23 protein-coding genes are annotated in these 23,279 nt (G+C 67.0%); 5 read left to right on the plus strand and 18 right to left on the minus strand.

All coding sequences use genetic code 11. From position 1 onward, the window contains the following. Positions 1 to 4 precede the first annotated feature (4 nt). The 5 genes from OEJ37_RS17055 to OEJ37_RS17075 all read right to left on the minus strand — a co-directional run bounded on the left by OEJ37_RS17055 (position 5) and on the right by OEJ37_RS17075 (position 5,498). The gene (locus tag OEJ37_RS17055; RefSeq protein WP_263344945.1) at positions 5 to 1,702 is read right to left on the minus strand and encodes a flavin monoamine oxidase family protein; all 1,698 of its coding nucleotides are present in this window, start codon (positions 1,700 to 1,702) and stop codon (positions 5 to 7) included. Between the two features lie 43 nt (positions 1,703 to 1,745). Beyond that, the gene (locus OEJ37_RS17060; RefSeq protein ID WP_175943181.1) at positions 1,746 to 2,228 is read right to left on the minus strand and encodes an aromatic-ring-hydroxylating dioxygenase subunit beta; all 483 of its coding nucleotides are present in this window, start codon (positions 2,226 to 2,228) and stop codon (positions 1,746 to 1,748) included. Next, positions 2,206 to 3,552, minus strand: a complete 1,347-nt coding sequence (locus tag OEJ37_RS17065) for an aromatic ring-hydroxylating dioxygenase subunit alpha (RefSeq protein WP_263344947.1) — start codon at positions 3,550 to 3,552, stop codon at positions 2,206 to 2,208. Before OEJ37_RS17065 ends, OEJ37_RS17060 begins: the two co-directional genes overlap by 23 nt. 156 nt (positions 3,553 to 3,708) lie before the next feature. Next, positions 3,709 to 4,107, minus strand: a complete 399-nt coding sequence (locus OEJ37_RS17070) for a DUF4440 domain-containing protein (protein ID WP_263344948.1) — start codon at positions 4,105 to 4,107, stop codon at positions 3,709 to 3,711. Positions 4,108 to 4,115: 8 nt separating this feature from the next. Continuing rightward, the gene (locus OEJ37_RS17075) at positions 4,116 to 5,498 is read right to left on the minus strand and encodes an MFS transporter (protein WP_263344949.1); all 1,383 of its coding nucleotides are present in this window, start codon (positions 5,496 to 5,498) and stop codon (positions 4,116 to 4,118) included. 138 nt (positions 5,499 to 5,636) lie between these two features. Between OEJ37_RS17075 and OEJ37_RS17080 the strand changes: the two genes are divergently transcribed. After that, a complete protein-coding gene (locus tag OEJ37_RS17080) occupies positions 5,637 to 6,542 on the plus strand; it encodes a LysR family transcriptional regulator (protein WP_263344950.1) in 906 nt (301 codons plus the stop codon). A gap of 10 nt (positions 6,543 to 6,552) precedes the next feature. On the opposite strand, the gene iaaH is transcribed toward OEJ37_RS17080, so the two are convergent. The 6 genes from iaaH to OEJ37_RS17110 form a co-directional block, all read right to left on the minus strand. Beyond that, entirely contained in the window at positions 6,553 to 7,974 is a 1,422-nt protein-coding gene (gene iaaH, locus OEJ37_RS17085) for an indoleacetamide hydrolase (RefSeq protein ID WP_263344951.1), read from the minus strand. A 130-nt stretch (positions 7,975 to 8,104) separates the two neighbouring features. Then, positions 8,105 to 9,658 (minus strand): amino acid permease, encoded by a 1,554-nt coding sequence (locus tag OEJ37_RS17090; RefSeq protein WP_263344953.1) that lies wholly within the window; start codon positions 9,656 to 9,658, stop codon positions 8,105 to 8,107. A gap of 78 nt (positions 9,659 to 9,736) precedes the next feature. Continuing rightward, on the minus strand, positions 9,737 to 10,201 hold the full coding sequence (locus tag OEJ37_RS17095; RefSeq protein ID WP_124486396.1) for an Lrp/AsnC family transcriptional regulator: 465 nt from the start codon (positions 10,199 to 10,201) through the stop codon (positions 9,737 to 9,739). A 98-nt stretch (positions 10,202 to 10,299) separates the two neighbouring features. Next, positions 10,300 to 11,058, minus strand: a complete 759-nt coding sequence (locus OEJ37_RS17100; protein WP_263344954.1) for a dimethylarginine dimethylaminohydrolase family protein — start codon at positions 11,056 to 11,058, stop codon at positions 10,300 to 10,302. A gap of 209 nt (positions 11,059 to 11,267) precedes the next feature. Continuing rightward, positions 11,268 to 12,518, minus strand: coding sequence for a DUF1479 domain-containing protein (locus tag OEJ37_RS17105; protein ID WP_263344955.1), 1,251 nt, complete (start codon positions 12,516 to 12,518; stop codon positions 11,268 to 11,270). Positions 12,519 to 12,627: 109 nt separating this feature from the next. Continuing rightward, the gene (locus OEJ37_RS17110; protein ID WP_174418368.1) at positions 12,628 to 13,017 is read right to left on the minus strand and encodes a VOC family protein; all 390 of its coding nucleotides are present in this window, start codon (positions 13,015 to 13,017) and stop codon (positions 12,628 to 12,630) included. 71 nt (positions 13,018 to 13,088) lie between these two features. On the opposite strand from OEJ37_RS17110, the gene OEJ37_RS17115 reads away from it, so the two are divergent. After that, entirely contained in the window at positions 13,089 to 14,054 is a 966-nt protein-coding gene (locus tag OEJ37_RS17115; RefSeq protein ID WP_263344956.1) for an AraC family transcriptional regulator, read from the plus strand. Positions 14,055 to 14,143: 89 nt separating this feature from the next. Here OEJ37_RS17115 and gltA read toward each other — a convergent pair whose 3' ends face one another. From gltA to OEJ37_RS17150, 7 genes are all read right to left on the minus strand, one after another. Continuing rightward, complete coding sequence (gene gltA / locus OEJ37_RS17120; RefSeq protein WP_014899964.1) at positions 14,144 to 15,445, minus strand: citrate synthase; 1,302 nt, start codon at positions 15,443 to 15,445, stop codon at positions 14,144 to 14,146. Positions 15,446 to 15,498: 53 nt separating this feature from the next. Next, positions 15,499 to 15,771: a succinate dehydrogenase assembly factor 2 gene (locus OEJ37_RS17125; RefSeq protein ID WP_031400668.1), complete on the minus strand. Its 273-nt coding sequence runs from the start codon at positions 15,769 to 15,771 to the stop codon at positions 15,499 to 15,501. 11 nt (positions 15,772 to 15,782) lie between these two features. Then, positions 15,783 to 16,484, minus strand: a complete 702-nt coding sequence (locus tag OEJ37_RS17130; RefSeq protein WP_006479352.1) for a succinate dehydrogenase iron-sulfur subunit — start codon at positions 16,482 to 16,484, stop codon at positions 15,783 to 15,785. A gap of 21 nt (positions 16,485 to 16,505) precedes the next feature. After that, complete coding sequence (gene sdhA / locus OEJ37_RS17135; RefSeq protein WP_174418371.1) at positions 16,506 to 18,281, minus strand: succinate dehydrogenase flavoprotein subunit; 1,776 nt, start codon at positions 18,279 to 18,281, stop codon at positions 16,506 to 16,508. Positions 18,282 to 18,284: 3 nt separating this feature from the next. Then, the gene (gene sdhD / locus OEJ37_RS17140; protein WP_034180015.1) at positions 18,285 to 18,653 is read right to left on the minus strand and encodes a succinate dehydrogenase, hydrophobic membrane anchor protein; all 369 of its coding nucleotides are present in this window, start codon (positions 18,651 to 18,653) and stop codon (positions 18,285 to 18,287) included. A gap of 4 nt (positions 18,654 to 18,657) precedes the next feature. Beyond that, entirely contained in the window at positions 18,658 to 19,074 is a 417-nt protein-coding gene (sdhC, locus tag OEJ37_RS17145; RefSeq protein WP_084908228.1) for a succinate dehydrogenase, cytochrome b556 subunit, read from the minus strand. Positions 19,075 to 19,243: 169 nt separating this feature from the next. Beyond that, entirely contained in the window at positions 19,244 to 20,068 is an 825-nt protein-coding gene (locus OEJ37_RS17150; protein WP_174418372.1) for a GntR family transcriptional regulator, read from the minus strand. Between the two features lie 288 nt (positions 20,069 to 20,356). On the opposite strand from OEJ37_RS17150, the gene OEJ37_RS17155 reads away from it, so the two are divergent. The 3 genes from OEJ37_RS17155 to OEJ37_RS17165 all read left to right on the plus strand — a co-directional run bounded on the left by OEJ37_RS17155 (position 20,357) and on the right by OEJ37_RS17165 (position 23,277). Further along, the gene (locus OEJ37_RS17155) at positions 20,357 to 21,343 is read left to right on the plus strand and encodes a malate dehydrogenase (protein WP_034180017.1); all 987 of its coding nucleotides are present in this window, start codon (positions 20,357 to 20,359) and stop codon (positions 21,341 to 21,343) included. 180 nt (positions 21,344 to 21,523) lie between these two features. Next, positions 21,524 to 22,531, plus strand: a complete 1,008-nt coding sequence (locus OEJ37_RS17160) for an HpcH/HpaI aldolase/citrate lyase family protein (protein WP_263344996.1) — start codon at positions 21,524 to 21,526, stop codon at positions 22,529 to 22,531. A 230-nt stretch (positions 22,532 to 22,761) separates the two neighbouring features. After that, positions 22,762 to 23,277 (plus strand): hypothetical protein, encoded by a 516-nt coding sequence (locus tag OEJ37_RS17165; RefSeq protein ID WP_174418373.1) that lies wholly within the window; start codon positions 22,762 to 22,764, stop codon positions 23,275 to 23,277. Positions 23,278 to 23,279: the final 2 nt, after the last annotated feature.

A 23,279-nucleotide genomic window follows, 5' to 3' on the forward strand; every position in this document is an offset into this window, starting at 1 on the left:
CGCATCAGTCGCCGTACCGATAGCGGCTGCGCATCGCATCGAGCGGATTGCCGTCGGCGAGCGTGCCGCCGAGGCTGCGGATCACCGCGCTCGCCGCGTTGATCGCGGTCTGCACCGCGCCCTCGATCCAGCCGCCCGTGAACGAACAGCAGCAGCCGGCCAGATAGATCCCGCGGTCGGTCGACGGATCGGTCGCCGTCTGGAACTGGTAGAACAGCGCCTGCGAGTGGATGTCCTCGCCCGGATAGTTCAGCTTGAACGCGCCCAGCGCGTAGCGGTCCGACAGCCAGTCGTGGCTCGTGACGTTGCGCGCGTAGTCGTCGTCGAGCGGGCGCAGGTGCGCGGCGAACGCCGGCGACACGATGCCGATCTCGGCAACGAGCCGCTTGAACCGCTCGACCTTGTCCGTGAGCGACAGGATCTTGTGCGAATCGTCCTCCCACGTGTAGCTGATCAGCACGACGCCATGCGCGTCGGGATCGTCGGGCGCGTAGTCGAGGCAGTAGATGCCGCGCGCGAGCGTATCGGTCTGGATGTTGTGCGGCAGCCCGTGCTTGAGCCAGAACTTGTCTCGGGTCAGCACGAAGAGCTTAGACGAACTGACCATGTGCGTCTCGTTGATCGCACGGACGACGTCCGGCGCGAACAGGTTCGCGATGCCCGTCATGCCCATGCCGACCTGCATCGCGCGCGTCGTGGTCGCGACGATCACGCGGTCGAACACGCGCGTCGATCCGTCGTCGAGCGCGAGCGCAAACGTGCCGTCGAGCTGCTTCGTCACGCCGCGCACGGCCGCGTAAACGATGCAGTCGCGCACGTGCGCGCCGTCGGCGCCGTCATCCAGCAGCCCCTGCGCGAGCGCGAAGATGCCGGCCGGGATCAGTCGCTGGTCGACCTCGAGCTCGTTGACGACGATCCGCAGGATTTCGAGGAACGACGCGCGATAGACCGGCTGGAAGCCGCCCGATCCGATGCCGAGCGTGCCGAACAGGCGCAGGTCCTCGCCCTTGCGCCAGCGCACGCCGCCGGGCGGCGTTGCGCCCGTGAAAATCTTCACGATCGCCGAATAGAACGACTCGTCGCCGAACCGGTCGATGTACTGCTGCCAGCCGCGCAGCGCGTCGTCGTAGCGATGCGCGCGCAGCAGTGCCGTCAGTTCGGCCGGCGCGGGCAGCAGCGTGCCGTCGTCGAGCCGCACGCCGTCGCGGATGAACGCGCGCCAGCCGCGATCGACGCGCTCGAACAGTGCGGGCGGCGCATCGCCGGCCGGCCAGCGATACGCGTGGCCCTGGTAGTGGATCTCCGTATCGACGATGCCCGGGTCGGGAAACGCCGATGCGCTGTCGACGCCGAACCGGTCGAGGTAGTGGTAGAGCGCGGCCTGCGACGGCGGAAAGCGCATCGCGCCCATTTCCGCGAGCAGATGCGGATGATCGGGGTTGATCGACTGGGTCAGCAGGCGGCCTCCAACGCGCGCCCGGTTCGCCTCGAACACGACGACCTGCCGGGCACCCGCGCGCAACAGTTCGCACGCCGCGACGAGGCCGCCGACGCCCGCGCCGACGATCGCGATCCGTGCATCGTGCGCGCCTTCGGCCGGCAGCGTGCCGAGACGGCCGCCGGTGCGGGACAGGAAAGCGCCGTAGTCGTACAGCGAGTCGATGTACGGTAGCGTGTGCGGCAGGCGTTCAGGGGCGTTCATGGGATCGGGATCAAAGGTAGAAGCCGGATGCGCGGACCCGCGCTCATACGGGCAGGTGGATGCTGCCGAGCGGTGCGTCGGCGTTGACGAGGTCGACGCGCTTCACGCGGATGCGCAACGCGTCGTCGCGCACCGCGAGTTCATGCGTGTACCAGCCGGCGAACAGGGTCTGCTCGTCGCGCCGCGCTTCGACGTAATGGAACGGCGTGCGCAGTACGTACACGCCGCGCCCGCGGTCGGCATGCTCGACCTGCGGCTGCTGGAGCAGATGGTGGCCGCGGCTCGCCGGCTGCTGCGAAAACGTGCGGCGGCCGGCCAGGCGTTCGATGCGGATGCGCAGCAGCAGCCGGTCCTCGTCCATCAGCGCGCCGTGCAGCCCGGTGTCGGGCTGGTCCGGCGACAGCGGCATCCAGTAGCGCGCGTCGTCCGCGTAGAGCGCAAGCCAGTCTTCGTAGCGCCGCTCGTCGAGCAGGCGCGCCTCGTGGTAGACGAACGCGGCGAGTTCATCGTGCGGAAAGGTGCGCATCGGCCGCCTCCTTCGTCGATGCGGGCACGATGTAGCGCAGCCACGCGCGGAACTGGTTGCGGATCTGCTGCTCGCTGGTGCCGTTCGTTTCCGACGTCGGCTGCGCGAACTCCTGCGGATCGAACAACCGCCCCACGTGCACCCAGTCGCGCGACTGCGTCGCGAGGCCGCGCTGCGCGCGTTCGTACATCTCGAGATCGTCGTGCGCGACGATCGACGTCGGCGCGTTGATCAGCCGGTTGTATGCAAGCGTGCGCTCGAACAGCGAATCGGGCGCGCCGACGAGACGGAACGACCACGACTCCACCAGCGTGCGGTCGGCCGCGAGCGGCTTGAACACGCGCAGGATCTGGATCGGCCCCTTCACCATCGCGTTCGGAAACAGCACCGTGTTGTGACGGGCCTCGCCGAGAATGCGCGCCGCACGCGCTTCGCCGTAAGCCGCCACCATCTTCTCGTGATACCCGGGAATCGGCGTATAGCGCGCATGGATCGAATCGGCGGTGCCGGTGTGGCCGTGTCCGTTGGGCCACACGCGCAGCCCCATCTGCTCGAAGAACGCATGCGGCTGGATGAACGGCTCCAGCAGCTCGACCGCCATCGGCTTCGCACCTTCCGCGCCGTCGCGCTCCCACACGCGCACGGCCGTGCCGGCCGACGACTCGTGCGCGACCATCGGATGGCAGGTGTCGGTCTGGTTCTCGACCAGCATCTTCCAGTTGCACGCGTGCACGTACCGGAACACGCCGCCCGCGACCTCAACACGCCCTTCCGGCGAGCGGTCGACCAGGTTGTCGAGCGACGACAGCGCATCGCCGAAATAGTCGTGGAAATCGACACCCGACGGATTCAGGCGGCAGAACACGAAGCCGCGATGGTCATGGGTCGCGCCGACCGCCTGCATGCCCTTGCTCGCCTCGCACGATTCGAAGCCGGTGTTCTCGTAGCCGCGCCGCAGCGGGATCGCATAGAGACTGCCGTCGGTCCGGTACGACCATGCATGGTACGGACAACGGAAGAACGTGCCCGTATTGCCGCATGCATCGGTCACGAGCTGCGTGCCCTTGTGCGAACAGCGGTTGTGCAGCACACGCACCGATCCGTCGACGTGGCGCACCATCACGACCGGCTCGGCGCCGATCGTCGTCGTCACGTAGTCGCCGGTATCCGGAATCTGGCTGACGTGGCCGACATAGACCCACGTGTTCGCGAACAGGTGGCGCATTTCCAGCTCGAAGATCCGCGGCGACAGGTAGAGATCCTTGTGCACCTCGGTCTCGCGCACGAGCGCCGCCACCGCATCGTTGAACGGTTGCGCCGTCATGCACACCTCCAGCCGCGGACGCGCTGCCGCCGCGCGCCGTCGCGGCACGCGGATTCGATTGCTTTTATGGTCATCTCTCAGGTTTCTAGTCTTGGGTACCGCTCGGGCAGCGTGCGCGTGCCGCCGGGCACCCGGCGGCACGCGTGGCGGTGACGGTCAGCCCGTCACCGGTGTTTCGTGCAGGCGCAGCCAGCCGATGCGGCCGCTCGCGTCACGCTCGAACACGACGGTCGAACGGCGGACGCTGCGCCGCCCCTCTCCGTCGACTTGCGTCTCGCGATAGGCGATCGCCGCGCCGCCCTGCCAGGCGCTCACTTCGTGCAGTTCGTCGATCGCGATCCGCAGGCCGGGACGCGCGCCGAAGCCGCGCGAGAACAGGACGTCGATGTCGGCGAAGTCCAGCGCATGCCCCTGCAGCGAAATCATCGAGAAACGCCGCGAAAAACGCGCGAGCAGCGGCGCGAGACCGTCGCGTGCGGCGCTGCCGGACAGCCATTGCTCGATGTCGACATGCGCGCCGACGACTTCCTGGAAAAACGGGTTTGACCAATTCATCTCGATACTCACGAACGTTGGGAAACCGGCTGCCCGGCAGGCGCGCGGCGCCCCGCGACGCGCGCGACGAACGGCAGCGGCAGCAGCGTCAGCAACGCGGCCAGGCCGAAGCACTGCTGGTACGGCAGCCGCGCGTCGTCGCCGTGCATCGACAGCAGGAAATTCAGTGCGCTGCCCAGCACCGCGACGCCGAGGCAGAAGCTCAACTGCCGGTTGATGTTCCAGAGCGCGCTCGCATCTCCCATCCGCGCGGCAGGCACGTCGAGGAACGCCGCGCTTTGCGACGTGCTCGTGCACATGCTGGCGCCGAGCCCCATCGCGACGAAAGCCAGCACGCGTCCGGCCTCAAAACCGGCGAGCGGGGTCGCGAGCAGCGCGATGCCGATCCCGTCGATCACGATCCCGCACATGAACAGCGGCCTCGCGCCCCACTTCGGGAAACAGCGGCGCGTCGTCGCGATCGCGACGAACGACGCGATCGCCCACGGCACCATCAGCGCGCCCGTATGCGTCGCGCTGAGCCCCAGCGTGTTCTGCAGATACAGCGCCGCGACCAGGTTCACACCGGTGAACACGCCCGGCACGCACAGGTAGACGATCAGGCCGATCCGCAGCAGCGGCTGCGTGACCAGGCTCAGGTCGAGCAGCGGCGCGGCCGCGCGTCGCGCATGCGCGACGTATGCGCCGCCGGCGACGAGCGCGATCGCGAGCGGCGCGATCGCTTGGCGGGCCGCCCCCGGTTGCCCCGCGAACGTCAGGCCGAGCAGCAGCGCGACGAGCGCCACGGCGCTCAACGCGAGGCCGCGCACATCGAGCGCCGCCGGGCGTTCGCTCGCGTCGTCGGGCGGCAGCCACGCGAACGCGAGCACGCTGGCGGCCGCGGCCAGCGGCAGCATGCCGAAGAAGATCGCGCGCCACGACGCGCGATCGACGATCACGCCGCCGAGCGCCGGCGACAACGCCGGCACGAGCAGCGCAACCATCATCACGATCGACGTCAGGTGCGCGCGCGCATCGGGCGGATACGCACGATAAGCCATCGTCTGCCCGACCGGAATCAGCAGCCCGCCGCCGAGCCCCTGGATCAGCCGCCACGCCAGCAGCGCGCCGATCGACGCCGACAGCCCGACCCCGAGGCTGCCGAACGCGAACAGCAGCAGCGACGCGATCAGCAGCCGGCGCTCGCCGAAACGCCGCGCGAGCCACGTGCCGAGCGGGATCACGACGGTCAGCCCGAGCACGTACATGTTGCCGATCCACGCCAGTTGGGCGACCGATGCGTGCAGCTCGCGCTGGATCGTCGGGTACGCGGCATTGATGACGAACATGTTGGCGAGGTCGATCGCGAACCCGAGCAGGTAGACAGCGGCAATTTTCGAGCGATCGGTCATGACGGCGGAAGACGAACGAAACGCCGCAGTGTAAGGTTCGGCGCACGCGTCGATAAGACCGCCCGGCCGGCAAGACTGGTCGAAAAATTTTGACAATCAGGGCAACATGTCGGTTTTTCGCAAAGCAACCGACATGCCATGGTGAGTCTCGATCGTTTCGCCGTCTTCCGCGCCGTCGTGGAATCGGGGTCGTTTACGGCCGCCGCCGCCCAGTTGAATCAGGCCCGGGCGGCGGTCAGCTTCAACATCAAGCAGCTGGAAACCGAGCTCGGCGTCACGCTGCTCACGCGCACGACGCGGCGCGTCGAGCTGACCGACGCGGGCGAGCGCTTTTATGCGCGCTGCCTGCGCGTGCTGGAGGAAGCCGAGAGCGCGATCGACGACGCCCGCAGCGAGCACGGCGGGATGCACGGCGTGCTGCGCGTGACGTCGACCGTCGAGTACGGGACGATGGTCGTCGCACCGGCGCTGCACGTATTCATGCAGCGCCATCCCGCGCTGCGCGTGCGGCTCGAGACGCATGCGTCGCAGGTCGATCTGGTGCGCGAGCGCGTCGACGTCGCGATCCGGCTCGGGCGCCTCGAACAGTTCCAGGACCTGCCGTACCGGGGCGCGTGTCTTGCGACCTATGAAGTGCGGCCCGTGATCGCCCCGTCGCTGCTCGCCGCGGCCGGCCTGTCGCGCATCGATTCGCCCGACGTGCTGGCGCGCCTGCCGCAGCTCGGCCACACGCGGCTCGAGCGGATCGCCACCTGGACGCTCGCGGATCGCGACGGCAACCCGCACGCATTTCAACCGGGCGCCAAGCCGCGCTTGGTCGTCGACAACGCGTCGGTGCTGCGCGTGCTCGCGCGACAAGGCAGCGGCGTCGCGCTGCTGCCCGAATGGCTCGTGCGCGACGACCTCGCGAGCGGTGCGCTGGTCGACGCGCTCCCCGACTACCGGTTTCCGCCGCAGGCCGTCTACGCGCTGTACCCGTCGACCCCGCACGTGCCGCAGAAGGTGCGCGCGTGGGTCGACTTCATGAAGGCCTACCTGGCCTGAACGCGGCGGCTCAGCTGGCCGTCGCGCCCTCCCGCAGCCGCGCGTCGATCCGGCGCGCGATCGCCAGCAGGCGACGATCGCTGCCCCACGGCCCTTCCAGCATCAGTCCGACCGGCAGCCCCGTTTGCGCGGAGCACCCGGCCGGGATCGACACGGACGGCACGCCGGCGAGTGTCGCCGGCGACGTCTGGCGCACGACGCGCTCGAACAGCGCCGCGCCCTGCCCGGCCGTCATCGCGGCCACGTCGTTGAGCGACGGCGGCTCGCCCGGCACCGTTGGCATCGCGATGCAGTCGACCGGCGTGCCGAATGCGTCGTCGTACCAGTGCACGAGATGCCGACGGCACACGATCGCTTCCGCATAGGCGCCGGCATCGATCGGCGCGGACACGAACGACCGGAAGATGTCGCGCACGTCGTCGCTCCCGATCCGCTCGACGAACATCTCGAACGGAATGCCGAGCCGTTCCGCCGCGAAACGGCGCCAGTACCGGTTCGCCTCGAACGCGGCGATCGGAAAGCCGCATGCGGCGCTCGCCTCGTGCAGCGGCATCGCCGGCAGCGGCACGAGTGTCGCACCGGCCGCCGCGAACGACGCGAGCGCACGCTCGATGCAGGCCGCGACGCCCGGGTCGAGCGCGTCGAAGTAAGGCGCACCGGGCATGCCGATGCGCAGGCGGCGCCATTCGGGCGCGACGGCCGTGCTGTCGTCGCGCGTCAGCACGGCGTCGAGCAGCAGCAGGTCGTCGATGCCCTGGCCGATCGGTCCGACCGTATCGCGCGTGGGCGACAGCGACAGCACGCCGCGCGGCGAATAGCGCTGCGCGGACGGCCGCAGCCCGTACACGCCGCAGAATGCCGCCGGAATCCGCACCGATCCGCCGGTGTCGGTGCCGAGACCGAACGGGATGCCGGCCGCGACGGCCGCCGCCGTGCCGCCGCTCGACCCGCCGGCGATGCGCCGCGGGTCATGCGGATTGCCGACCGCGCCGAAATGCCGGTTGCCGCTCGTGATGCCGAATGCGAGTTCGTGCATGTTCGCCTTGCCCAGCGGCACCGCGCCGGCGTCGAGCAGGCGCCGCACCGTGAGCGCGTCTTCCGCCGCACGATAGCCGCTCACCGCCGGGCTCGCGCCGAGCGTCGGCATCGCGACGGTATCGAGGTTGTCCTTGATCACGAACGGCACACCGGCAAGCGGCAGCGCGTCGCCTTGCGCGACGCGAGCATCGACACGCTCGGCCGTGCGGCGCGCGAGATCGGCATCGACGTGCACCATCGCATTGAGCGGCGCGATCGCCGCGAGACGCGCGAGCGCGTCTCCGGCGACATCGACGGCACGCCGTCCGGCCGTGCGCACCGCATCGGCTATCTCGCGCACGCTGGCGCCGGCGGCAAGTGACTGGGAAGAAACGCGGTTCGGCTGTGTTGTCATGTTGTGTGCTGGACGCGAAATCGATCGGGAAATGCGCGGCGTGCAGCAGGCCCTGAGCGACACGCCGCGCGAACCGCGATGGTATCCCGGTGTGCGGCCGGCCGTCACGCGGTCGGCCGCACGCAGCGCACTACGCGTCGCGCGCTCGCTCGCGCGGGTCCGCCGCCGCGTCGACGGCCTCGACCGAGCGCGTCAGCCACGGCCCGATGTCCATCTCCTCATAGCGCACGAGCCGGCTCTTGCGTGCACGCCGATACGCGAACCAGATCGCGACGAACAGCGGAATCCACACATAGATCGACAGCACTTCCATCCAGTCGATGCGGGCCGCGAAGAACGCCTGGTAATCCTGCCCGAGCGAGATCACGATGCAGATCGCGATCGCGAACAGCGGACCGAACGGAAACCATTTCGCGCGATACGGCAACTGATCGAGACGGTAGCCCTGCTTCAGGAAGCCCTTGCGGAACCGGTAATGGCAGACCGCGATGCCGAGCCACGCGATGAAACCCGTAATGCCGACCGTATTCAGCAGCCACAGATAGATGCTCTGGTTGTTGGTCAGCGACGTGAGGAAACACAGCCCGCCGACGGCCATCGTCGCGTACAGCGCGTTGCGCGGCACGCCGCCCGGCGACAGCGTCGCGAACATCGCCGGCGCCCGCCCTTCCGATGCGAGGTTGTACAGCATCCGCGTCGCCGCGTAGGTGCCGGAATTACCGGCCGACAGCACGGCCGTCAGGATCACGAGATTCATTGCGCCGGCGGCGAGCGGAAAGCCCGCATGGCTGAACACCAGCGTGAACGGGCTGACGCCGATGTCGGTCACGTCGCTCTTCAGCAGGTTCGGATCCGTGTACGGCACGAGCAGGCCGATCACGAAGATCGCGAGCACGTAGAACAGCATGATCCGCCAGAAGATCTGCTTCACCGCGCGCGGGATCGTCTTGCGCGGATTCTCCGATTCGCCGGCCGTGATCCCGACCAGCTCGGTGCCGAGAAACGAGAATCCCGCGATCAGCGCGACGCTCATCATCGCGTGCACGCCGCCGACGAACGGCGCTTCGCCCGTCGTGAAGTTGCGCCAGCCGACCGGATGCCCGGTGCCGGAATGCCCGCTGGCTAGCACGCCGGCCGCGATCAGCAGCCCGGCCGCGATGAACGCGATCACGGTGACGACCTTGATCAGCGAGAACCAGTATTCCGATTCGCCGAAGCCGCGCACCGACAACGTATTCAGCAGGAAGATCAGCACGAGGAAGGCCGCGCCCCACCACACGCCCGGCACGGCCGGAAACCAGTAGCGCATCACGATCTGCGCGGCGACCAGCTCGATCGCGATCGTCACGGCCCAGCTATACCAGTAGGTCCAGCCGAGCGCGACGCCGAAGCCTTCGTCGACGTACTTTTCTCCGTAGATCGCGAACGAGCCCGACACGGGCATCAGCGCCGCCATCTCGCCGAGCCCCGTGACGACGAAGTAGACCATGATCCCGATCGCGAGATACGCGGCGATCGCCCCGCCCGGTCCCGCTTGCGCGACCGACGCGCCCGACGCGACGAACAGCCCCGTGCCGATCGAGCCGCCGATCGCGATCATCGCGATGTGGCGGCCCTGCAGACGGCGCTTCAACGTCGCCCCGGACGGCGCGGCCGTCTGCGCTGCCGCTTGCAATGCATCCATAGTGTTCACCTTGATTGATTCGGAATGCAAACCGATTGGCCTGGTCATTCGCATCGAAACCGGACCTTCCCGGCCGCGTCAAACGACGCTGCGCTTGATCGCCTGCAGTTCGGCCGTCGTCACGATCTTCTCGATCCGGAACCGCGGGCTTTCCAGCCACGCGTTCGCGATCCGCCGGTACTCGTCGAGATCCTCGCATGCGAGCCGCACGAGAAAATCGAATGTGCCGCTGACGAGCCAGCAATCGAGCACGGCCGGATTCGCCCGCATTTCATCCTCGAACGGCGCCTGCGAACGCCCGTGATCGGCCAGCACGATCTGCGCGATCACGACGATCGGCTTGGTCGCGCGCGGCGCGTTGATCACCGCGCGGTAGCCTTCGATCACGCCGAGCGCCTCGAGCCGCTCCACGCGCGCCTGGCAGGGCCGCGGCGTGAGGTTCACGAGCTCCGACAGCTTCCGGTAGGAAATCCGTCCGTCGGTGCGCAGGATGTCGAGGATCCGGAGATCGATCTTGTCGAGCTGCATCTTCTTGTCGGTCATCCGCGTTCGCTCCGGTCGGGTCGTGGCTGGTGCGCGGAACGTCTCCTGTTCCGCGCGGGGGCCACATTATCCGGCCGAAGCGGCCGCGCGCCAATCGGCTAGAACCGCAGCGACAAGCAGGTCAGGCCTCCATCCATCTTGCGGAACTCGCTCGTATCGATCACGTGCAGCGGCAGCCCGAGCGATGCGATCGCGTCGTGCACGCGAGGATAGCCGGCCGGCGTGATCAGCGTGCCGTTCACGCGCAGCGTGTTGCCCGCGTATTCGTCGGCGGCCGAGATTGCGATCCGGCGGTAGTCGGCGAACGCCGGGTGCGCGGCCAGCGCTTCGGTCACGAGCAGCGTGTCGTCGCCGAGCGCGTTGACGACCGACTTCAGGTGCAGGCCCGCGCCGACCGGCACCGCGACGACCGCATAACCGTAGCGCGACACGAGCGCTTCGAACGCGGCGATGCCTTCGGCGTCGGTGCGGCCGGTCAGGCCGATGTAGAAACGCCTGCCCACCAGCATCACGTCGCCGCCGTCGAGACGGCCGTCCTGCATCGGCAGCAGGTCGCGATGCGCGGCGAGCGCCGCTTCGATGTGCGCCGTCTCGCCGCGCCGCGCGGGCGCGCCGGGACGCGTGATCACAGCGAATTCCGGCGTCACGACGGCCACGTCCTCGACGAAATGCGAATCGGGAAATGCGTCCAGCGACGGCAGCTCGGTCAGCTCGACGCCGAGCGTGCGCAGCGCGTCGCAATACGCGTGGAACTGCGTGAGCGTCTTGTCGAAGTCGGGTGCGCCGAGTTCGGCGGTGGTCAGGCCCGCGCCACAGGACGGCGCGGGACGGCGAACGATCGCTTGCGTGAATTGCATCGGCTCCTCCTTGGTCATCGCCACACCCGTGCGGCGCACGGGGCAGCGGCGTTGTGTCCGGACCATTATCGGAAGCCAAATTGCGCAATTCGCGTCGATTTCGGCTGCGCCGACAGCCGATTGCGTCGAATTGCGCGCAGTACGCAGCGGATTCGGCAGACGACCGTTCGCCGCATCGCGAACGACCGCTTGCGTATGCGGCGCGCCCGTTACGCGCCGGGCCCGAACCCCATCTGCGAACGGCCGAGCGCCGTGAGATCGCCCTCCCCGCCGCGCCCGTCGAATTCGACCTCGAAATGATCGGCCGGGAAATCGGGCGGGCTCTCGCCGCGCAAGAACGCGGACTGCTGGCGCCGCAGGTACGCGTCGTTCTTCGCGCAGCCGGGCGCGGCCGCGATGTACATCACGTTGCTGTCGCCGCTGCCGCGATGCGCATCCTCGACCGCATGCACGACGTCGCCATGCCAGAACACCGCGTCGCCCGGCTCCATGTGCGGGATCGGCACCAGCCCGTCGAGCAGCAGCGCGTGCCACTCGGGCCGGATCGACAGCGCGCGGCCGGGACGCGCGCCGCACAGGTCGTCGTCGGCGACGTCGTCCTGCAGCGCGCGCAGCACGACATAGGCCATCGCGTTCGCGACCGGAATCAGTTGCAGCGTGCCGTCGCCGGGCCCCTGCGGCGTCAGCGCGGTCCAGCCCTGGAACGTGCGAAACATCGAACACACGGCCGGCGACGGAATCTCCTCGACGTCGGGACGGAATGCGGCGTCGAACGGGTCGTAATCGCGCCAGCGGCCGGCCAGCACGTGGCGATAGACCTGGCGGAAGTTCGCGCCGAGCCAGCGTTCGACGGAGCCGCCGTCGACATGCGGCGACAGCCCGAGCGACGTCGAACCCGGCGGCCGGCGGCGAATCCGGTCCGCATAGGCGGGCACCTGGTCGGGATCGAAATGCGTACGCGCGCCGTCCGCATGCCGCCACAAACGGTTCAGGAACACGCGCGCCTGCGTGAGCGCCGGCGACTGGCGCGCGGCCACCTGCGGCTTCGACCAGTAGACGCCGTAGATCTGCGGCTTGCCCGACGCGAGATTGCCGAAATAGCGATCCTCGGCGCGCGCATGCAGCCGGTCGGTGAAACGGTTCGAATCCAGATACGCGCCGATCTCGTCGTTCCAGTCGCGCGCCTGCCGCGCATCGAACACGCCGCGAATCACGACCGCACCATGCGCGCGGATCGCGGCAATCGCGTGCGGATCGACGGCGCCGCCCGCGATATCCGCGAACGGCACGACCGGAATCACGTCGCGGCCATGCGCATGCGCGCGGCGGATCGCGTCGACCTGCCGCGCGATGTCGCCTTCCAGCTCGCGGAACGTGACCGCATAACCGGGCAGGTCGGCGCGCAGCGCCTGTTTCGCCGCGCGGATCGCGGCGGGCAGATCGTCAATCGTCAGTTGCATCGTGTCTCCTCGCTGAAGCGTGTCGTGATGTGCTGCCAGCGTACGGCCGGCGCACGACCGCCATCACCGCTATCCGGTCAACTATCGATACAATCCTGACAACCGTGCATTACTCGGGACGATGGCAGACCACGCAGAGCTTGTTGCCGTCCGGGTCGCGGAAATATGCGCCGTAGTAGTCGCGGTGGTAATGCGGCCGCAGGCCCGGCGGCCCTTCGCAGGTACCGCCGTGCCGCAGCGCGAGCGCGTGGCAGCGATCGACGTGTGCGCGCGTCGGTGCGTCGAACGCGATCGTGTGGCCATTGCCCGGCTCGGGTGCGCGGCCGTCGAGCGGCTGGCCGAAGAAGAACAGCGGCCGGTCGGCGTCGGCCGGCATCCAGCCCGACCAGCCGTCCGGTTCGCGGAACTTCAGGCGCAACCCGAGTTCCGCGAACAGCGGCGCATAGAAATCGTAGGCGCGCGTCGTATCGCCGACGCCCACGCAAACATGTGAAAACATGGCATCGCTCCGTGGTAACGATCGCTGACGATCATGCCACGGCGCGCAGCCCGCGCCACCTGGAGGCCGCGATGAAACCGCAGTACGAGCACGTGACGTTCGCTCCCGGCTGTTCGATCCGCGTGTACCACCGCCAGCACGCGCGCATCCCGTTCGAATGGCACCGCCATCCCGAATACGAGCTGACGCTCACGCTCAACAGCCGCGGCCAGCGCTTCATCGGCGATCACGTCGCGCGCTACGCGGACGACGATCTGGTGCTCGTGCCGCCCAACCTGCCGCACACCTGGTCGTCGAACGCGCGCATCGATCGCGATGCGCGCGAAGTCGCGCTCGTCGTCTGGTTCGACGGCGACTGGGTGCGACGGCTTGCCGACTGCTGCCCCGAATACGCGCCGCTGCGCTCGCTGCTGCGGCGCGCGGCACCGGGCCTGTGCTTCGACGCGGACACGGCCCGCACGATGCGCGCGCGGCTGCCGAAGTTGCTCGACCCTTCGCCGCGCGTACGGCTCGCAGCCGCGCTCGACACGCTCGCCGATCTCGCGGAAGCCGACGGCGAGCCGCTCGCCACCGCGCATGCGTACGGCGGGCCCGACGGCACGACACCGTACACCGATGCGGCCGCGCCCGAAGCCGAGCGCCTCGATCGCGTGCTCGACGCGATCGACCGGCACTTCCACGAACCGCTGCGTATCGACGCACTCGCCGCTGCCGCGCACATGTCCGAGCGCACGCTGCAGCGCCTGTTCGTCCGGCATCTCGGCGAAAGCGTCGGTCGCTACGTGCAGAGGCTGCGGCTCGCGCATGCGTGCCGCCATCTCGTCGGCACCGACTGGCCGATCGCGACGGTCGCCGCGCGCTGCGGCATTCCGAATGCCGCGAACTTCAACCGCCAGTTCCTCGTCGCGCGCGGGATGACGCCCGGCGCGTACCGGCAGTTCTTCCTGCAGCACGGCCACGCGCCCGACGAAGATGCGCCGGCGCTCGATACGCGGCCGCCGTCGCTGGAGCGCCGCGCCGATCCTGCGCGCAAATGAAAACACCCCGACGGGCTGACCCGTCGGGGTGTCGTGGCGTTGCGATTGCCCGACGCGAGCGGCCTGTCGGCCGTCGCGCCGCACACGACTTAACGTGCGTTGATCGGCTTCGCTTCGCGCGGCGTATCGCCGATGAACAGCTGGCGCGGACGGCCGATCTTCTGCTCGGGATCGGCAATCATTTCGTTCCACTGCGCGATCCAGCCGACCGTACGTGCCATCGCGAAGATACACGTGAACATCGACGTCGGGATGCCCAGCGCGCGCTGGACGATGCCCGAGTAGAAGTCGACGTTCGGGTACAGCTTGCGCGACACGAAGTATTCGTCTTCCAGCGCGATCTTCTCGAGCTGCATCGCGAGCTTGAACAGCGGGTCGTCGTGCAGGCCCAGTTCGTTCAGCACTTCGTAGCACGTCTCGCGCATCAGCTTCGCACGCGGGTCGTAGTTCTTGTACACGCGGTGGCCGAAGCCCATCAGCTTCACGCCCGAATTCTTGTCCTTCACCTGCTTGATGAATTCGGGGATGTTGTCCGGCGAACCGATCTGCTCGAGCATGTTCAGCGCGGCTTCGTTCGCACCACCGTGCGCCGGGCCCCACAGACATGCGATACCGGCCGCGATACATGCGAACGGGTTCGCGCCCGACGAACCGGCCAGGCGGACCGTCGACGTCGATGCGTTCTGCTCGTGGTCGGCGTGCAGGATCAGGATACGGTCGAGTGCGCGGACGAGCACGTCGTTGACCTTGTACTCTTCGCACGGGTTCGAGAACATCATGTGCATGAAGTTCGCGCTGTACGACAGCGAGTTCTTCGGATACACGAACGGCTGGCCGATGCTGTACTTGTACGCCATCGCGACGAGCGTCGGCAGCTTCGCGATCATGCGGATCGCCGACACTTCACGGTGACGCGGGTCGTTGATGTCGAGCGAGTCGTGGTAGAACGCGGACAGCGCGCCGACCGCGGCGACCAGGATCGCCATCGGGTGCGCGTCGCGGCGGAAGCCACGGAAGAAGAAGTGCATCTGCTCGTGCACCATCGTGTGCTTCGTGACGGTGTCGACGAATTCCTTCTTCTGCGCCGCGTTCGGCAGCTCGCCCTTCAGCAGCAGGTAGCAGCTTTCGAGGAAGTCCGCGTTTTGCGCGAGGTTGTCGATCGGGTAGCCGCGGTACAGCAGTTCGCCCTTGTCGCCGTCGATGTACGTGATCGCCGAATTACAAGCTGCCGTCGACATGAAGCCCGGGTCGTATGTGAACTTGCCGGTCTGGCCGTACAGCTTGCGGATGTCGATTACGTCCGGGCCCATCGTGCCCTTGTAGATCGGCAGTTCGACGCTCGGCGAGTTGTCGCTGAACGATAGCGTGGCTTTAACATCAGACGGAGTCATGGCACATCCTCAATCGAAATAAAGAAACGGGATTCGATAACGGGCGTAACGCGTTACACGTTGCGCAGCATCTCCAACAGCCGGTGAATATCCGGGCTGTCTAGGTCGCCCTCTGGTTCCTTGCGCGCGAGGAGCAAGTCCATCAGGTCGTTGTCGCTCAGATCGAGCAGGCGCGACAACGCGCCTACGTCTGCATCGGTGAGGTCATGCTCGTATCTGCCGAAGAAACGCTCGAAGATGATGTCGTTTTCCAGCAGACCCCGCCGCGCGCGCCAGCGAAGGCGCGCGCGGCGGTGCGGGTCGGATTGATGCGAATCGTCGCTCATTGCACCCGGCCTTAAACCGCGCGGCGAACCATCAGTTCCTTGATCTTGCCGATCGCCTTCGTCGGGTTCAGGCCCTTCGGGCAGACGTCGACGCAGTTCATGATCGTATGGCAACGGAACAGACGGTACGGGTCTTCCAGGTTGTCGAGACGCTCGCCGGTGGCCGTGTCGCGGCTGTCCGCGATGAAGCGGTAAGCCTGCAGCAGGCCGGCCGGGCCGACGAACTTGTCCGGGTTCCACCAGAAGCTCGGGCACGACGTCGAGCAGCTCGCGCACAGAATGCACTCGTACACGCCGTCGAGCTCGTCGCGCTCTTCCGGCGACTGGAGGCGTTCCTTCTCCGGCGGCGGCGCGTCGTTGATCAGGTACGGCTTGATCGAGTGATACTGGTTGAAGAAGTGCGTCATGTCGACGATCAGGTCGCGCACGACGGGCAGGCCCGGCAGCGGACGCAGCACGATCTTCTGCGGCAGGTCGTTCAGGTTCGTCAGGCACGCGAGACCGTTCTTGCCGTTGATGTTCATCGCGTCCGAACCGCACACGCCTTCGCGGCACGAACGGCGGAACGACAGCGTCTCGTCCAGTGCCTTCAGCTTGACCAGTGCGTCGAGCAGCATGCGCTCGTGCTGGATCTCGAGCTCATACGTCTGCATGCGCGGCGCTGCGTCCTTGTCCGGATCGTAGCGGTAGACTTCAAAAATGCGTTTTGCCATTTCGGATTCCTTTGACTCGGCTTAGAACGTGCGCGGCTTCGGCGGCACGGATTCGACCGTCAGCGGCTTCATTTGAACCGGCTTGTAGTCGAGGCGATCGCCTTCGCTGTACCACAGCGTGTGGCGCAGCCAGTTCTCGTCGTCGCGGTGTTCGTAGTCGCTGTGTGCGTGCGCGCCGCGGCTTTCCTTGCGCGCTTCCGCCGACACCATCGTCGCGCGGGCGACTTCGATCAGGTTCTCCAGCTCGAGCGCTTCGACGCGCGCGGTGTTGAACACCTTCGACTTGTCCTTCAGGTGGATGCTTTCCACGCGCGCCTTCAGGTCGGCCATCTGGTCGACGCCTTCCTTCAGCAGTTCCGACGTGCGGAACACGCCTGCGTGCTTTTGCATCGTCGAGCGGATGTCGTTCGCGACGTCCTGCGTGTATTCGCCCGCCGTCGACTTCTCGAGCTTGTTCAGGCGCGCCAGCGAAAATTCGCCCGCGTCGGCCGGCAGCGGCTTGTGTTCCTTCTGGTTCTTCACGTGCTCGACGATGTGGTTGCCGGCCGCACGGCCGAACACCACGAGGTCCAGCAGCGAGTTCGTGCCGAGGCGGTTCGCGCCGTGCACGGACACGCACGAGCACTCGCCCACTGCGTAGAAGCCGTTGACCGGATCCTTGTGACCGCGCGACGTGCCGACGACCTGACCGTGGATGTTGGTCGGGATGCCGCCCATCTGGTAGTGGATCGTCGGGACGACCGGGATCGGTTCCTTGATCGCGTCGACGTTCGCGAACTTCAGCGCGATTTCGCGGATCGACGGCAGACGCTTCATGATCGTCTCGGCGCCGATGTGCGACAGGTCGAGCAGCACGTGATCCTTGTTCGGACCCACGCCGCGGCCTTCCTTGATTTCCTGGTCCATCGAGCGCGACACGAAGTCACGCGGCGCCAGATCCTTCAGCGTTGGCGCATAGCGCTCCATGAAGCGCTCGCCGTTCGCGTTGCGCAGGATGCCGCCTTCGCCGCGCACGCCTTCGGTGATCAGCACGCCCGCGCCGGCCACGCCGGTCGGGTGGAACTGCCAGAACTCCATGTCCTGCAGCGCGATGCCCGAACGCGCGGCCATGCCGAGGCCGTCGCCGGTGTTGATGAACGCGTTGGTCGATGCCGCGAAGATCCGGCCTGCGCCGCCCGTCGCGAACAGCGTCGTCTTGCCTTCCATGATGTAGACGTCACCCGTCTCCATCTCGAGGGCCGTCACGCCGAGCACGTCGCCGTCCGCGTCGCGGATCAGGTCGAGCGCCATCCATTCGACGAAGAACTGCGTCTTCGCCTCGACGTTCTGCTGGTACAGCGTGTGCAGCAGCGCGTGACCGGTACGGTCGGCGGCCGCGCAAGCGCGCTGGACCGGCTTCTCGCCGTAGTTCGCGGTGTGGCCGCCGAACGGACGCTGGTAGATCGTGCCGTCCGCGTTGCGGTCGAACGGCATGCCGAAGTGCTCGAGCTCGTACACGACGTTCGGCGCTTCACGGCACATGAATTCGATCGCGTCCTGGTCGCCGAGCCAGTCGGAGCCCTTGATCGTGTCGTAGAAGTGGAAGTGCCAGTTGTCTTCGCTCATGTTGCCGAGCGACGCGCCGATGCCGCCCTGCGCGGCCACCGTGTGCGAACGCGTCGGGAACACCTTCGACAGCACGCCGACCGACAGGCCCGCGCGCGACAGTTGCAGCGCCGCGCGCAAGCCGGAGCCGCCCGCGCCGACGATCACGACGTCGAACTTGCGACGCGGGAGGGAAGTTTTGATTGCAGCCATTCTTTACACTCTCCAGAGAATCTGCGCGGCGTAGCCCGCACATGCGAGCAGCCAGACGATGGTCAGCGATTGCAGCAGCAGGCGCACACCGACGGGCTTCACGTAATCCATCCAGATGTCGCGCACGCCGACCCATGCGTGGTAGAAGAGGGAAAGCAGCATCACGAAGGTCGCGAGCTTCATCCATTGCGCGGAGAAGATCGACGCCCAGCCTTCGTACGAGAAGTCGTGCGCGCCGAAGAACAGGACGAGCAGGATGACCGTGTAGACCGCCATGATCGTGGCGGTGATGCGCTGCGCGAGCCAGTCGCGCAGGCCGTAGTGCGCGCCGACGACGAGGCGCTTCGAGCCGATTCGGTTATTGGCTGCCATTTTCTTAGAATGCTCCGAACAGTTTGAGTGCCATGGCGATCGTCAGTGCGATCGAGACGACAAAGACGACGACTGCCGTCCGCTTGCCGCTTTCCTTCGTGACGGCGTCGTGGTTGACGTCCATCAGCAGGTGGCGAATGCCGGCGCAGAAATGGTGGAAGAAAGCCCAGGACAACGCGAGGACGATCAGCTTGACGACGATGTTGGAGAGGAAGGCCTTGAAGACTTCGAAGCTGAGCTCGGACGTCAGGCTCTGGTCGAACAGGAACAACAGGAACGGCAGGAACAAGAACAGCAGCGCACCGCTGACTCGATGGAGGATCGACAAAATCGCTGCCAGCGGCATGCGATATTTCATCGTGATATCGCCGAATCCGATGTTCCGGTATTCCGGTCTCGGTTTTCTTACTGCGTCAGTCATGCTAGACCCCTACTATGTTGTCACACTAATCCGCGATTTTAGCGCCTTTTTATATCGCGCTGCAGCGAAAGTCTGCTCTGGATAATTGCGCGAACGAGAACAAAGGCGGCCCGAAACGTGCTTCGCGAGCGTGGGAATCGCGAGGCACTCGGCCTGAACCGAACCGTCGTCAGCTCAAGTCATTCTGATAGTAGTACCCGGTTGTGACATACCAGCCGCGACGCACTTCCACCGGCCGGTCCCCGTATGTATAGGACACGCGCTCGACCGACAGCAACGGAAAACCCGCGGGCACGTGCAGCAGGTCGGCCACCGCCGGATCCGCCGCGACCGCACGGATCTTCTCCGTCGCGCGGATCATCCGCGTGCCGAACTCCGTCTCGAACATCGCGTAGAGCGGCCCCTTGTACTCGCTCAGCCGCTCGAACGTGAGGCCGCGAAACATCGCGCCCGGCAGCCAGATCTCGTCGAGCACCGTCACTTCGCTGTCGAACTCCAGCAGGCGGCGCACCTGCACGACGGGATCGGCCGGCTTCAGGTCGAGCTGCCGCGCGATCTCGGCCGGCGCACGCAGGCGCCGGCATTCGAGCAGGCGGCTCACGTGCGGGTGCTCGGCACCGTCGTCGGCGAGCAGGCGCAGGAAGCGGAACTGCGCGCGATCCTCGTTGTGCGTTGCAACAAAAGTGCCCTTGCCCTGCCGCCGGACCACGAGGTTTTCGGCGGCCAGCTCGTCGATCGCCTTGCGCACGGTGCCCTGGCTGACCTTGTAACGGGCCGCGAGCTCCACTTCGCTCGGGATGATCTCGCCCGGCTTCCATTCGCCGGTTTCGAGACTTTGCGTGATCAATGACTTGATCTGCTGGTATAACGGGCTGAACGTCGGCGACGGAGACGCCGCAGGCGAAGGTGCGGGATCGCTCGCGCCCGGCTGCCCTGGGCCGCCTGCGCCGGTCTGATTCGCGGTATTCGCCTGGTTCGATGTCATGGCGCGCATTTCATCACAAACCGCACTTTTTCGTCCACTCAATTTCCGCAAAACATCTGTCTTATATAAGACATATGATACCATTTGACTTTGCGCGTGACGGCTCCTACACTCCCGGTCGAGCAAGGGTTCGCGGGTGCAAAAGCGCGTCCCCGGCTACGTGCCACGGCCGTCTCCAGGTTCACCGCGTCTGCCATCGCGAGTCCTCCGCCCTGCTTCAATGCAACGTTACGCACAACGCGCATAGAATGGCGTTTTCGCTAGCGTCCAACGCTTCACCCGTCCTGGAGATTTTCAATGGCTAAGCCCGCAAAGCGCGTTGCCGTCACCGGCGCCGCAGGTCAAATCGCTTACTCCCTGCTGTTCCGCATCGCGAACGGCGACCTGCTCGGCAAGGACCAGCCGGTCATCCTGCAACTGCTCGACCTCCCGCAAGCCCAAGCCGCCGTCAAAGGCGTCGTGATGGAACTCGACGATTGCGCGTTCCCGCTGCTCGCGGGCGTCGTGATCACCGACGATCCGAAGGTTGCATTCAAGGATGCCGACGTCGCGCTGCTGGTCGGCGCACGTCCGCGCTCGAAGGGCATGGAGCGCAAGGACCTGCTGTCGGCGAACGCCGAGATCTTCACGGTTCAGGGCGCTGCGCTGAACGAAGTCGCGAGCCGCGACGTGAAGGTGCTGGTCGTCGGCAACCCGGCGAACACGAACGCGTACATCGCGATGAAGTCGGCACCGGACCTGCCGAAGAAGAACTTCACGGCCATGCTGCGCCTCGACCACAACCGCGCGCTGTCGCAGCTCGCCGCCAAGTCGGGCAAGCCGGTCGCGTCGATCGAGAAGCTCGCCGTGTGGGGCAACCACTCGCCGACGATGTACCCGGACTTCCGCTTCGCGACCGCCGAAGGCGAATCGATGCTGAAGCTGATCAACGACGACGTGTGGAACCGCGACACGTTCATCCCGACCGTCGGCAAGCGCGGCGCGGCGATCATCGAAGCGCGCGGCCTGTCGTCGGCAGCGTCGGCAGCCAACGCGGCGATCGACCACGTTCGTGACTGGGTGCTCGGCACGAACGGCAAGTGGGTCACGATGGGCATCCCGTCGGACGGCTCGTACGGCATCCCCGAAGACATCATCTACGGCGTGCCGGTCGTTTGCGAAAACGGCGAGTACAAGCGCGTCGAAGGCCTGGAAATCGACGCGTTCTCGCGCGAGAAGATGGACGGCACGCTGGCCGAGCTGCTCGAAGAGCGCGATGGCGTCGCCCACCTGCTGAAGAACTAAATTCGGCACCGTGACGGGCGGCCTCCGGGCAGCCCGTCATCGCAGGGCCGGCGCGCCGCCGGCCCTGCCGCCCGATCCGATCCGGGCACGTTTTGCCGCCTCGTGCGCACCGCGCACCGGCCCAGAACGCGCCCGAATCCGATTTTCTCCACGTTGACCCGCTTCCCTGACGTAGAAGAGATGGCCGCGCTCACTCCTGCACAAGTGCTGTACGACGGGGCGTCCCCGCCCGCGATCCTGCCATGCTGCGATCACTACGCGGGCAGCGAGAAGCTGATGCGCAAGTCGCTCGCGCTGCAGGCCGAAATGGGCCCCGTGTTCGACATCACGCTCGACTGCGAGGACGGCGCGGCCGTCGGCCAGGAAGCCGCGCACGCGGAACTCGTCGCCGAGCTGCTCGGCAGCGCCGAGAACCGCTTCGGGCGCGTCGGCGTACGGATCCACGACTTTTCCCACCCGCACTGGCGCGACGATGTCCGCATCGTGCTGCGCGCCGCGCGCGCGCCCGCCTACCTCACGCTCCCGAAGATCGCGAACGCCGCCGACGCGGCCGAAATGGCCGCGTTCATCGAAGGCACGCGCCGCGAGCTCGGCATCGCGCAGCCGATCCCGGTCGACGTGCTGGTCGAGACGCACGGCGCGCTCGCGCAGGCGGCCGGCCTCGCCGCGCTGCCGATGGTCGGCACGCTGAGCTTCGGGCTGATGGATTTCGTGTCCGCGCACCACGGCGCGATTCCTGACGCCGCGATGCGCTCGCCCGGCCAGTTCGAACACCCGCTCGTGCGCCGCGCGAAGCTGGAAATCGCCGCGGCCTGCCACGCGCACGGCAAGACGCCGTCGCACAACGTGACGACCGAGGTGCGCGACATGGGCGTCGTCGCCGCCGATGCACGCCGCGCGCGCGACGAATTCGCGTTCACGCGGATGTGGAGCATCCACCCTGCGCAGATCCGCCCGATCGTCGACGCATTCGCGCCGCGCACCGACGAGGTCGTGCTGGCCGCCGAGATCCTGCTCGCCGCGCAAGCCGCCGACTGGGGCCCGACGCGCCACGGTGATACGCTGCACGATCGCGCGAGCTACCGCTATTACTGGTCGGTGCTGCGCCGCGCGCGGGCCACCGGCCAGCCCGTACCGGCCGAAGCCGCACCGCTGTTCGGCCCGGCCGCCGCGGGCGACGCGCGATGAGCGCGCGCCGCCGGCCGATACACGAGTTTCATGCATTCACCGACGCGCGAACCGGACAGAGGTTTGCGAAACGACAAAAAACGTAACGGAGCCCGAAAACCTGATGTATGCGCGGCCAAATAGGTGAAAATAGCGGCCGCTGCGCGCTTTCGGGGCGCGTGCAGTTTCAAACCGGCCGGCAGCTTCGATTGCCGGCCCTTGTCAACTGATTATCGAAAGGTTCTGACTCCATGAAGAAACTCCTGATCGCTACCGCCATCGGCGCCTTGTCCGCCACGATGCTGGTGTCGGCTCCGAGCGCGTTTGCCCAGGGTACGACCACCACGACCGCGAAGAAGGCCACGGCCAAGCGCCCGGCGCCGGCCAAGCGCATCATCCCGCGCAGCAAGAAGGCGCAGGCGCGTGCCGCTGCCAAGGTCGATACGGTACCGGAAGGCGCGGTCAAGTGGACCTGTAAGGAAGGCCTGTCGTTCGACCTCGCCGGCGACATGAAGCGCGACCAGGTCGTCACGGTTCACTGGGCGAAGAAGAACTACAAGCTGCCGCGTCAGGCCACGACGACGGGCGCCGACACGTTCTACGATCCGGCAGCGGGCTTCAAGCTGGTCGTGATCCCGTCCAAGGCGATGCTGTTCTCCGACGCGAACGGCGGCGAGCGCCTCGCGGACGAGTGCGTGACGCCGGAAATGGCACAAGGCACGCCGGCACCGACGCAGTCGAACGAGCTGAAGCCGGCAACGAACTAAGC

The organism is Burkholderia sp. BKH01 (assembly GCF_025685725.1).
GTDB classification, from domain to species: Bacteria; Pseudomonadota; Gammaproteobacteria; order Burkholderiales; family Burkholderiaceae; genus Burkholderia; species Burkholderia pyrrocinia_C.